General features: G+C 75.3%; 6 protein-coding genes. 1 reads left to right on the top strand and 5 read right to left on the bottom strand.

Annotated elements, in window-relative coordinates; translation table 11 throughout:
* Positions 1-58: 58 nt before the first annotated feature.
* The 3 genes from AA75_RS02600 to AA75_RS02590 all read right to left on the bottom strand — a co-directional run bounded on the left by AA75_RS02600 (position 59) and on the right by AA75_RS02590 (position 6528).
* Positions 59-2752, bottom strand: a complete 2694-nt coding sequence (locus AA75_RS02600; protein WP_033818045.1) for an MXAN_6230/SCO0854 family RING domain-containing protein — start codon at positions 2750-2752, stop codon at positions 59-61.
* Positions 2753-2911: 159 nt separating this feature from the next.
* Positions 2912-3775, bottom strand: a complete 864-nt coding sequence (locus AA75_RS02595; RefSeq protein WP_033818044.1) for an ABC transporter permease — start codon at positions 3773-3775, stop codon at positions 2912-2914.
* Positions 3772-6528, bottom strand: coding sequence for an alpha/beta fold hydrolase (locus tag AA75_RS02590; protein ID WP_033818043.1), 2757 nt, complete (start codon positions 6526-6528; stop codon positions 3772-3774). Before AA75_RS02590 ends, AA75_RS02595 begins: the two co-directional genes overlap by 4 nt.
* A 107-nt stretch (positions 6529-6635) precedes the next feature.
* Here AA75_RS02590 and AA75_RS48955 point away from each other — a divergent pair, with 107 nt between their 5' ends.
* Positions 6636-7016 (top strand): VOC family protein, encoded by a 381-nt coding sequence (locus AA75_RS48955; RefSeq protein WP_033818046.1) that lies wholly within the window; start codon positions 6636-6638, stop codon positions 7014-7016.
* A gap of 62 nt (positions 7017-7078) precedes the next feature.
* On the opposite strand, the gene AA75_RS02580 is transcribed toward AA75_RS48955, so the two are convergent.
* Both AA75_RS02580 and AA75_RS48950 read right to left on the bottom strand, forming a co-directional pair.
* On the bottom strand, positions 7079-7375 hold the full coding sequence (locus AA75_RS02580; RefSeq protein ID WP_033818042.1) for an antibiotic biosynthesis monooxygenase: 297 nt from the start codon (positions 7373-7375) through the stop codon (positions 7079-7081).
* 157 nt (positions 7376-7532) lie between these two features.
* Complete coding sequence (locus AA75_RS48950) at positions 7533-11993, bottom strand: hypothetical protein (RefSeq protein WP_158515431.1); 4461 nt, start codon at positions 11991-11993, stop codon at positions 7533-7535.
* Positions 11994-12234: the final 241 nt, after the last annotated feature.

Genomic DNA, 12234 nt, shown 5'->3' with positions numbered 1-12234 from the left:
CGCGGACCGGCCGCGCCCAGGTCCGCCGGGCCGGTCGCCGGGCCGGTCGCCGGCGCGGTCACCGCGACTGCTCCGGGGCGAAGCGGGCGACCAGGTCGCCCGCGCCGAGCCGGCGCAGGGTGTCCGGCGCCGCGTCGAGCGGGCCGGGGCGGAGCCGGTAGAGCGTCCCGGACCGGCCCGCCGGCACCGGCAGGTCGCCGTCGACCAGGCAGAGCAGTCCGTCGGTCCCGGCCAGCCGGGCGGCCAGCGCCTCGCCGTCCAACCGCTCCTCGCCGTCCGGGCCGCTCAGGGTGCGCAGCCGGGCGGCGAACCGCCCGGCCGGCTCGTCGTCCGCCCGCCGCCAGGTCCGGACGGTCTTGCCGTCCCGGGCCCGGACCAGCACCTCACGCGCGTCGGCGGCGGCGGTGACACAGGCCAGGTCCCACAGGGTGGCCCGGGCGCCCGGCGCGAAGTGGGCCAGCACGTCGGCGCACAGCTGCCCGACCTGCGCGCCGTGCCGGGCGATGTCGTGGAAGCCGCCCGCGGCGGAGGTGTTGAGGTCGGTCCAGGTGTACCGGCGCTCCGCCAGGTCGACGATCATCGGCACGCACACCCGGGCGTCACCGGCCAGGTCCATCCGCTGGCGCACCGCCCTTGGGTCGAAGCCGTCGCCGGCCGGGCCGAGTGCGGCGAGGTCCATGAACCCGGTGAAGGCGTCGGTGAGTTCCTCGAAGGCGATGTCGTTGTACGCGAGGACGAGCACCACCGCGTAGCGCACACCGTGGCCGGCCAGCAGCTCCAGGTCCAGGTCGGCGAACTCGGTGGCGCCGTGCGGCGGCGGCGCGTCGACCAGGTCACCGGAGTGGACCGCGGCCCGCTGCCCGTACACCAGGGAGGTGAAGTCGCACAGCCCGGCGAGCTGCCAGTCGGCGCCGTACAGGGCGATCGACAGGTCGAGGTCGACCCGCAGCCCCTCGGGCTGCATCCAGTGCAGGAACAGCCGCAGCCGGCCGCCGTCCGGCAGCGGCTGCACGCTGCCGCGCGGCACGGGCACCAGCGTCTTGGCGGCCGCCCGTTCGGCGAACGGCGCCACCAGGTCGGCCAGTCCTTCGTCCAACAGTGCGGTCCCGGTGCCCCGCCCGGACGCCGGCCCCTGGGCCCGGCGCAGCAGTTCGGCCTCGATCAGCTCGCACACCGGCCCGCTCAGCTCCGCGGGCACCACCGTGCCGTGGTCCTCCCGGGCGTGGGCCAGCGCGACCGAGCCCCGCGGGAAGTACAGCCGCCGCTCGCCCGGGGTGCGCGGCCCGCGCAGCCGCCCGTACGCGCCGAGCAGCGGACCGGGTCCGACCGCGCGCAGCGCCTCCGCGACGGTCCGCAGGAACGCCTCGGGCAGCGGGCCGCCGGGCGCGGCGGTGGCGTGCACCCGCAGCAGGTGGTGGAGCCGGCGGACCAGCTCGCCCGGCCGGGCGGCCAGCAGTGCGGTGGCCCCGGCCGGGTCCCCGGCCGCGAGCCGGGCCTCGACCTGTCCGCCGAAGCCGGTGAAGCCGAGCCGGGTGCCGCGCTCGCGCCGGTCCACCCGCAGCGGCGCGGGCACGTCGAGGAGCCCGGCGGCGGCCGGGTGCGCCTCCAGGTCGGTCTGCCGCAGCAGTGCGAACGCGGCGGCCACCGACGGGAAGCGGCGGCGGTGCTCGGACGGGTGGAGCAGTTCGCCGGCCCGCAGCCAGGCCTGCCGGTGCCGCCGCAGGTCCTCGGCGAGCGCGGCGAGCGGCAGCGCGTCCAGCACGGCGAGCAGCGAACGGCGCAGCGGGCGCGGCAGGTTGCGCAGCCTGCGGGCGTTCGCGGGCAGCAGGTCGGGCTCGGCACCGGACAGCGCCCACAGGATGCGCAGCACGTCGGTGGCGGTGTCGACGTGGGCGCGCAGCAGCGCCTCGGCGCCCTCGGGTGCGCGGCGCACCAGGGCCGCGAGGACGGTGGCCCTGGTCTCGCGGACCGGGATCGCGTCGGGCAGCCGGTCGGCGAGGTCGGCGGGGGCGTGGGCGAGCAGCACGGCGAGGTCCTCGCGGTCCTGCGGTGGCAGCGGGGTGCGGCGGGCGAGCAGCAGCTCGAGTTCGGCCAAGGCCGCGGCGGCGGGGTCGGCGCCCTCGGCCAGGGTCAGCGGGACCAGGCTGCGCTGCCGGACCTCGGGCGCCACCACGCGGTGCGAGTACGGCGCCCGGCCGGGGCCCAGGCGGCGCTCGGCGGCCAGCTCGGCACCGCAGACCGGGCAGGCGGACAGCGGGGCGCCGTCCGCGGGGCCCGCCGGGTCCAGGCAGTCGGCGCAGACCAGGTGGGCGCAGGGCGCGAGGGCGCCGATGCCCGCCTCGGCGCCGGTGCGACCGCACCGGACGCACGGCTGGTGGGGCTGGCTCAGCAGGAACTGCCGCATCTGCTCGGAGAAGTAGGACTGCGCGTCGTCGGGCACGCTGTCGGGGAAGCCGCGGAACAGCGGGCGGTGCCGGCGGTCCGCGCCGTACAGGGCGTCCAGCCGGGCCAGCAGCGTGGAGCCGAGCAGCGCCAGGTCGGTCGGGTGCAGGCGGGCCAGGGTGGCGCGCAGCGACGCGCCGAGCACGTGCCCGCGCTGGAGCAGGTCGCCGTCGAGGGCGGTGAGCCCGGCGGCGGACCAGCTGTCGGCGGCGGCGCCGAGCAGGGCCGGCGGGACGTGGACGGCGCCCCGACGGCGGAGCAGGAAGGTGTCGAGGTCCGGGTCGGCGACGGCCTGGGTGGCGCTGGTCATGCTGGTGGGGCCCCCTGGGGTGAGAGGCGCGGGGCGGAGAGTGGGCGCACTCGGTTCATTTACAGTGAGTTGGGAGAAGGAAGCACACCGCGGAGCCGCCCCGCGCAGTCGTCACCCTAGCCCACCGGCCGCCCCGGTAGAACGGCTTTGCGGACCCGGTCAGGACACCACGTCCTTGCGGGCGAAACCGCGGAACGCCAGCGCCAGCAGGACCAGCGAGTAGCTGACGGACAGCGAGGCGCCCTGGAGCATCCCGCCCCATTCCAGCTGCGGCTGCAGCGCGTCCGCCCAGGCGTAGTTCCAGTGCGCGGGCAGCCATTCGCGCAGGCCGCCGAGGGCGGTGATGGCGTCGAGCACCCCGGTGACGATGGTCAGGAACACGGCGCCGCCGACCGCGCCGAGCGGGGCGTCGGTGGCGGTGGAGAGCCAGAACGCCAGGGCGCCGACGACCAGTTCGGCGACCACCACGAAGGCCACCGCGAGGGCGAGCCGCGGCAGCGCCACCGAGGCGGGCAGGCTGGCGCCGGTGGGCAGCAACAGGTCGCCCCAGCCGTACGCGGCGGTGCCGACGCCCAGCCCGACCAGCGGCAGCAGCACGATCGCGGCCGCCGAGAAGGCCAGCCCGACGGTGAACTTGCGGGCCAGCAGCCTGGCCCGGGGCACCGGCGCGGCCAGCAGGTAGCGCAGCGAGGACCAGCTGGCCTCCGAGGCCACGGTGTCGCCGCAGAACAGCGCCATCGGGATGACCAGCAGGAAGCCGGTGCCCATGAAGAGCATGGTGGCGGCGAAGTTGGGCCCGGAGGCGGTGGCCAGCTCGATGAAGGTGGTGCGGTCCGGGCGGTCGGGGGTGCCGCCGATCTGGAAGGCGGCCAGCACGATGAACGGCATCGCGGCGAGCACCCCGCCGATCACCATGGTCCGGCGGCGGCGCAGTTGGCGGACGGCCTCGACCCGCAGCGGCAGGGTCCGGCCGGGCCGGTAGCCCGGGGCCGCGGCGGTGTCGGCGGGCGCGGGGGCGGTCATGCCGTTCCTCCGATCAGTGACAGGAACGCGTCCTCGAGTCTGCGGTGCGGCCCGAACCGCTCGACCGGGACGTCCAGCCGGACCAGTTCGACCAGCAGCTCACCGGCGGTCAGGCCGTCGAGGCGCACCAGCAGCCCGCCGTCGACCACCTCGGCGGAGGCGACCCCGGTCAGCGCGGCCACCTTGTCGGCGGCCACCGCCCGGCGGTCGCCGCCGAACCCGGCGGGGGTGGCGACCAGCAGCACCTCGCCGGCGCCGACGATGTCCGCGACCTCGCCCGCGACGACCAGCCGGCCGCGGTCCATCACCACCAGGTGGGTGCAGCTCTGCTCGATCTCGGAGAGCAGGTGGCTGGAGACGATGACGGTCCGCCCGGCGGCGGCGTACCGGATCATGACCTCGCGCATCTCGCGGATCTGCGGCGGGTCGAGGCCGTTGGTCGGCTCGTCCAGGATCAGCAGGTCGGGCAGGCCGAGCATGGCCTGGGCGATGGCCAGGCGCTGGCGCATGCCCTGGGAGTAGGTACGCACCGCCCGGTCGAGCGCCTCGCCGAGGTCGGCGATGGCCAGCGCCTCGTCCAGGTGGGCGTCCTCGGCCGGACGGCCGGTGGCCCGCCAGTACAGCCGCAGGTTGTCCCGGCCGGTGAGGTGCGGGAGGAAACCGGCGCCCTCCACGAACGAGCCGACCCGCGACAGCACCGGGGAGCCGGCGCGGACCGCGTGCCCGAAGATCCGGATCTCGCCGGCGTCGGGGCGGATCAGCCCCATCAGCATCCGCAGCGTGGTGGTCTTGCCCGCGCCGTTGGGTCCGAGCAGGCCGAGCACCTGGCCCTGCTCGACCGTGAAGCCCAGGTCACGGACGGCGTACCGGTCGGCGGCGCCGCGGTAGCGCTTGCTCAGACCGGTGATCTGCAGCGGGACACCGGCCAGCGCCGGGTCGGGCGCCCGGTGCCGCAGGCGGCGCCGGGGCAGCAGCAGGAGGGCGGCCGCGCCGAGCGCGACCAGCGGCAGCAGCCAGGTCCGGGCGGGCAGCGGGGCGGCCTCGGTGTGCAGCGCCGCCACGGTCGGTACGGTGAGCGGCCCGTCCGCGGAGATCCGGTAGGTGGCGCTCTGCGCGGGCGAGGCGTACGCCAGGTCGGTGGCGGCCAGCACCAGGCGCAGCCGGTGGCCCGCCTCGAAGGTGTGGTCGACCGCGGGCAGCGTGATGTCGACGCTCCGCCCGCCGGGCGCGTCGGCACCGGTCACCCGCAGCGGCGCGACCAGCTGCTGGGGCAGCGCCTGCTTGCCGTCCGGTGCGACGTCGTACAGCTTGGCGAAAAGCACCGCGTCGGGGCGGTCGGCCCGGACCGTGATCCTGGTGGTGGGCGCGCCGGTGAGGTGCAGGCCCGCGTCGAGCGGCGCGGAGTCGAAGGAGGCGTACTGGCCGGGGAAGTCCAGCGCGAGGCCGGCGCCGAGCGCGGAGGCCTGGGCGAGGGCGCCGATGCCGGGCACGGTGGAGATGTCGGGCGGGGTGCCGCCCGGCGGGTTGGCGATCTCCTGCGGGGCGCCGCCCAGCGGGACGGTACGGGAGCCGGTGCCGCCGAGCCCGGGGTAGGCGGCGGCGTCGGCGCCGCGCAGCACGGCCTGGAACCCGGTGGAGTCGACGCCACCGGTCCGGGTGACCCGGAACGCCGGGCCGGTGTCGGTGCCGGTCCGCTGCTCGAGGTAGCGGTCGAACCAGGCGGTGACCCGGTCGTCGACCCGGGCACTGCCCTCGGTGCCGCCGTCGTGGCCGCCGGCGAACCAGTCGACGGCCACCGGCGCGCCGTTGGCGGCGACCGCGCGGGCGATCTCGTCGCCCTGGTCGAGCGGGAAGAGCGAGTCCTGCTGGCCCTGCACCACCAGGGTGGGGACCTTGATCCGGTCGCCGACCGAGGACGGGCTGGACCGCTCCAGCATCGCGACCGCGTCGGGGTCGGCGTGCCCGGCGGTGGCCACCCGGTCGTACATCGCGCACACCTCGTCCAGGAACCGGCCGCAGCCGATCGGGCCCTGCGCCGGAGCGCCGCCGGGACGTCCGCCGGGGCCGGCCGAGGGGTCGGCCGCCGAGCCGGTGGTGAAGAAGATCCCGGCCCACAGCTTCTTGAACACCCCGTCGGCCGCGCCGCCGCCCTGCACCCCCTGCGGGAACAGCGCGTCGGCCAGGTTCCACCAGGTGATCTGGGTGGCCACCGCGTCGATCCGGGGGTCGTACGCGGCGCCGAGCAGCGCCACCCCGCCGCCGTACGAGGCGCCGGTGATGCCGACCCGCGGGTCACCGGGTCCGTCCAGCCGCACCTCGGGTCGCTGGGCCAGCCAGTCGACCAGGTGCCGGACGTCCTGCACCTCGCGGTCGGGCGCGTCCAGGCCGATCTTCCCGCCGGACTTGCCGAAACCGCGGGCGGACCAGGTCAGCACCGCGTAGCCGGACCTCGCCAGCTGCTCGGCGCGCGCCCGCTCTCCCTCCTTGGAGCCGCCGAAGCCGTGCGCCAGCAGGACGGCCGGGCGCGGCCCGGAGCCGGTGGTGAAGAACGAGGTGTCGATCGGCACGGTCGCGGCGCTGCCCGGGGTCTCGGGCAGGTCCAGCACCCGGTCCTCCCGGCGCACCGCCTGGCCGGAGCCCGAGGCCGCCACCGCGCCGAGCCCGCCGAGGACGGCGAGCAGCGCCAGCAGCAGCCCGATCACCACCGCCCGCCGGCCCGCCGGCCACCTGCGCCACACCCCACCGAGACCCATGGTGACCGATCCTATGCACCGCTCGGGTAGGACGGTGATAAGCCCCCCGGCGGCGCACCCGCCGCGGGCGCTGGACCGGCCGGGTGGCAGCGTCCATAGTGACCACCATGGCCTCTCTCATCCGTCAGGTGACCGTCGACTGCGCCGATCCGTACGCGCTGGCCGGATTCTGGGCAGCCGTCCTGGACTCCCGGATCCACCCGGACGACGGGCCCGAGGACCCCGAGGTGCTGGTCGAGTCCCCGGGCGGCCGGGTGCTGTTCATCGCCGTCCCCGAGGGCAAGACCGTCAAGAACCGGCTCCACCTGGACCTCCAGCCGCAGGACCGGACCCGCGACGAGGAGGTCGACCGGCTGCTCGCCCTCGGCGCCGCCCTGGCCGACGACCGGCGCAACCCCGACGGCTCCGGCTGGGCGGTGCTCACCGACCCCGAGGGCAACGAGTTCTGCGTCGAGCGCAGCGCCGCCGAACGGGCTGCCACGGCCTGACGCGCCTCCCGGCCCGACGGCCCGGACCGCCCGGACCGCCCGGACGGCCCGGACGGCCCGGGTCACGGCAGCTTGGCCGCCAGCAGGTCGATCTGCCGGATGTCGGGGGCCACGGCCAGCATGGTGGGCGCCGCCTCCATCAGGGCGGCCGCGATCCGGCCCTGCAGGTGGGCGGCGCGGCCCTGCTCGTCGGCGAAGGTGTCGAAGACGCCGAAGGTGGTGGCGCTCTCCCGGAAGGAGAACCACGCCAGGGTCCGCTCCTCCTCGTTGGCGAGCGCGACGGCGTCGCGCAGCATCGCGCCGACCTGCTCGGCGTACTCGGGCTTGGCTTCGATCCGGACCAGCAGACCGATGGTCATACCGCTGCTCATGCTCACTCCTTGCCTGGACACCGTCACCCTGAGTGGTGACGCCAGTGCATCGTAGGACGGCAGGCCCGGGGCGGGAGGGAGCGCGGCGGGCCGCCCGGCGCCGTTTCGGCGCCGGGCGGGTGAGCCGGCCGGATCGGCCGAGGACCTACCAGAGGTCGTCGGGGTCGAAGTTGGCCATGTCCGCGTCGCTCTCCTCGTCGGAGCTGTGGCTCGTCTGCGCGGGCTGCTGCGGCGGCGGGGGCGCCGCGGCAGCCGCAGCCGCCGCCTCGGCCCGGGCCCGGCGGGCCGCCTCGAACCGCTCCTGCATCTGCTGCTGTTCCAGCTGGCGCTGCGCCTCCTTCTCCTCCCGCTGCCGCTGCTGCTCGGCGGCCCGTGCGGCCCTGGCCTCCCGCTCGGGCGCCTCCTGGCGCCACTTGACCTGCTCCTGGGCCTGCGAGTGGATGCTCTCGTCGGTCAGGACGTGCGGGTTGTCCATGTGCAGCAGACCCATCAGCAGCTGGTCCTGCCGCCAGTCCAGCGCCCGGCCGTTGACCTCCGAGGTGTACTGCTGGAACCGGGAGTCCGGTGTGCGGTAGCCGCGCAGCACCTCGGCGATGTCCTCCACGGCCTCGGGCTTCGGCTCGTTGGAGAGATCACCCAGCTGCTCGGAGACCTCGTTGGCGTAGAACCGCTCGTTCGCCCGGACCTCCTGCGACAGCGTCTCGAAGTTCTGCCGGACCACGTCGGAGCGGCCCAGGCTGGTCGACGGCGTCACATTGGTGCGGATCATCTCCCCTTCCCAGGTCTTCTTGTCCATCGCGAGCTTCAGTGCCTGAGCGTCGTCCGGGTCCAGGCCCCGGCTGAGGATCTCGTACACCCGGTCGAACCCTGCCTGCGTCTCGCCGGGGGTCGGCGGCCGGTCGCGGTCGGTGTGATGGGTGAGGGCGTTGCCGAAGTCCTGCAGCTTGTCGACGGGCATGGTGAACTTCCCGCCGCCCGTGTGCTGGTTGGCCTCCTTGGCCCAGCCGTCGACGATGTCCCGGCCCCACTTCACCTTGCCGAGCTGCTTGTGCGGCTCGGAGTGCTCGGCGGCGGCGGACCACTCGGTGCCCGCGTTCATGCCGTCCGTCGCCTTGGTGAGGTCGCCGTTGACGCCCAGCGCCTGCGCGGAGCGCTCCAGCACCGACGCGTCCTCGCGGGCCTGCGCCGCGGCGTCCCGCAGGGTCCGGGCGACCTGCGGGTCCGGGTGGTCCTGCGCCAGCCGGTCGACGCCGGCGGCGGCGTCCCGCAGGCTGTCGGCCGCGTTGCGGTAGTCCTCGTGCGACGGCGACTCGTTGCGCCAGGTGGCCCGGTCCCAGGCGTCCCGGGCGTGCGACAGGTCCGGCACCGAACCCTCCCCGTCCCGGCCGAGGGCGTTGGCCACCCGCGCCTGCAGCAGGTCCGCCGCCGCGGGCTCGTGGATCCGCGGGTAAGGGGTCGTACCGACGTTGGGCGACAGGTACGGACGCCCGGTCAGCTGGCTGGCGTTGGTGGTGTTGGCGCCCTCCTGGATGGCCGGCAGGTCACCGAGCTGGAACAGCTTCTCGAAGTTGGACTGCGAGGTGCCGTCGCTGCGGATGAGCAGCACCTCGCCGTCCTTGAGCTCGGACATCATCCGGGAGACGTCCTCGGCCCCCAGGTCCGCGAGGTTCGCCCGCTTCAGCCAGCTGGGCTCGAACTTCGGCGCGTAGCCGATCTCGCGCCCGCCGACCTCCACCATCACGGCCGGCTTGCCGTACGTCTTCACCCCGTCGACCTCGTGCGCGCCCGACTCGCGGATCGCGGACGCCAGGTACTCCGGGCCGCTGGCGCGCAGCCGGTCCTCCATCCGGGCCAGCCCGTAGACCGGCATCATGTCGACCTTGCCGCCGGCCACCGAGTCGGCGATCGACTGCAGCTTGGGGTCGTCGGGGAAGGCCACCTTCTCGGGCGTCCGGATGTCGAACTGGTACAGGCCGTGGTCCGGGCTGACCCCCGCGTCCATGTGGTGCGCGGTGTAGTTCGGCGTGCCGTCCTCGCCCGGCGTCCGCTCGTAGACGGCCCGCGGGTGGCCCCAGGCGTACGGCGTGAGCAGCATCGCCTTGTCGGCGCCCGTGAACGACAGCAGTGCGGCGGCCGACTTCGGGTTGGCCTCCAGGCTGTCGCTGGCCGCGACGAAGGTCGGCCCGCGGCCGAGGTCCGGCCGCACGGGCTGCTCGTACGTGGTCTCGTGGTCGAGCTCCTTGTCCACGTAGACCGGCTCGTTGACCCGGAGCTCGTCCCGGTCGAGCATCCGCTCCAGCCGCTCCCGCACGCTGTGCGGCGCGACCATCTGGATCTCGCCCCCGTAGCCCAGCTCACGCAGCGAGCGGACCAGCGTGATCGCCGCAGCCTGGTGACCGGAGCCGGGACCCGACTCGACCACGACCGTGACCGACTCGTGCTGCTGGAGCTTGTCGAAGACGTCCTGGCGGGCCTGGATCTCCTCACGCGACGGCGGGTTGCCGCCCCGCCGCTCCGCGATGACGTCGTGCAACGCCTGGGCGTGCTCGGGCCGTTCACGTCCCAGACCCCACAGCGCGTGCTCCGGGATCTCCTTGCCGAGCGCGTGCACCGCGCCCGTCCCGTGCTGGTCCACCCAGCGGGCGAGGTCGTCGACCTTGCCGTTGCGGGCGTTGCGGACCAGGTCCTGCACGTCGTGCGTCCGGTCCTCGCCGAGGCCGAGCTGTTCGCGCAGCTGGTCCGCCCGGTCCTCGGGCGAGTCCAGCAGCCGGCGCTCGGAGCCCCAGCCGGGCCGCGGCGTGCGCTCCGACGGGAGGTCCCGGGAGCCGGTGGTGTCCTCGTGCGGCGTGACGGTGTCGTGGGTGCCGTCGGTGTGGGTGTCGTGGGTCTGCGCGTCGTGGGTCTGCGCGTCGTGGGTGTCGTGCGTCTGGTGGTCCTGGGTGTGGTCCACCGTCGGGTGCGTCTGGTCGGCGGACCCGTTGCCGTGGGTGTCGGACGGCGGCATCGGGGGCGGCGGCGGGACGTCCGCGTGCAGCAAACCCTCGGGGCCGGTCCGCACCGGCGGGGCCGGCGGCGCGGGCGGCGGCGGGGGCGCCTGGGTGTGCGGGGTCACCGGATCGGCGAACGGGTCGTCCGGGTGCCGGTTGGAACCCTGCGAGGCCGACGAATCGTGCGAGTCGTGCGAGCTGATGCTGTCGGCGTCCGAGTCGTGCGAGTGCACACTGCCCGTGCCCGTGCCCGTGCCCGTACCTGTCGGGTGCACCGGGCCGGTGCCCGTGCCCGTCGGGTGCACCGTGCTGCCCGAGCCGCCGGCCGCGGCCGCCGGGTCCGGGACGGGCGGGGCGGGACGGGTCGGCGCCGGCGGCCGCGGCGGACCGGACGGGTCCTCGTCGCCGAAGAGGTTGCGCAGGCCGCGCAGACCGTCGTTCTCGTCGACCGGGTTGGCCCGGATGGGCTCCGGGTCCGGACCGTAGAGACGTTCCAGCAGCGGCAGCAGGTCGGGCTCGTTGGCCCGCACCCAGTCGGCGCCGTTGTTCCGGGGCTCCCCGGTGTACGGGTCGTTGCCGTGGTTGGTGCCGAGATAGGCGTTGGTGACCTGGGCGAAGTACTCCTGCTCGTCACGGGAGGCGTAGTTGTCGCCGTTCTGCCCGTCCGGCCGGCGCGCACCGTCGGTCCACTGGATCGGGCTCTCCTCGCCGAAGGTCCGCGCCAGGTGGTCGGCGTCGATCTTGGCCTGGTAGGAGTCCGTGATGAGCTGACGATCCGACGGGCCCAGCGCCTGCCGGTGGATGGTGTGGGCGAACTCGTGGGTCGTGGTGGAGTAGCCGTCGTCGTAGTGCGACATGCCACCGACCGTGGTGTGCTCCCCGAGCAGGTTCTCCTCGGTGGCGGCGGCCCGGCGACCACCGGAACCACGCACGTCCTCCCACTTGCGACCGCCACCCGCGTCGCCCGCGGCCTCGGTGCCCCGCAGGTTCCGGTACGGCGCGGCCTCGGTCATCGGAACGTCCTTGGGCACCACGTACATGCCCGCTCGCCCCTTGAGCAGCGTCGCGGTCACCTCCGGGTCCTGGAGCATCTGGGAGAGGTTCTTCTCCGCCTCGCTGCGGGCCGCGTCGTGGTCGCTGACCCGCGGGTCGACGTCCACCATCAGGCGGGCCGCCGTCCGCGCGAACTCCTGCGGCGACAACGTGTTGCGCAGGTTGTCGACCAGCGGTTCGTTGGAGGCCAGCCAGCGGCGGTACTCCGGCCGCAGGTTCCCGAGGGCCTCCATCCGGTCGTGCTCGCTCATCCGCGGCATGTCGGCGACCAGACGGTCGGCGTTCGGCGGCTGGGTCATCAGGAAGCGCTGTTCCCGGCCGAGGTCGGTGATCGTCCGGCCGACCTGCCCGTCGTTTTCCGTGTTCAGTCGGCCGAGTTCGGCCTCCCGCTCCAGGCGGCGCTGCTCGAAGATGTCCGGGCGCGGCGCGGTGTGCTGACCCTGGTTCTGGCCCGGGGTCTGGTTGGGGCCGTGACCGTGTGCCTGACCGGTGCCGCCACCGGCGACCGGGCCGAGGGAGGACCCGGGGTTGACCGGGCCGAGCCCGCCGTGCGCCGGCGCCGGCACCGGGGTGCCGGTCGACGTGGAGGCGTGGTTCTGGCCCTGGTTCGGCGCGGCCGGGGGCGGCGGCGGAACCTGCCCGTGGGCGCCGGCGGCGGCCGCAGGCTGCCGGGACGGAGCCGGGGGCGTGGGAGCGGGCGGAATCCGGTCGGCGCCGCGGGCGCCCGCCGGACGGTTCAGACCGCCGGTGGCCGACGGCTGCACCGGACCGAGACCGCGCTGGCCACCCTGGCCGGCGGCGGGCGCC

This window comes from Kitasatospora sp. MBT63, from assembly GCF_000710465.2.
Taxonomy (GTDB): domain Bacteria; phylum Actinomycetota; class Actinomycetes; order Streptomycetales; family Streptomycetaceae; genus Kitasatospora.
This window is presented reverse-complemented; position numbering and strand designations above follow the sequence as displayed.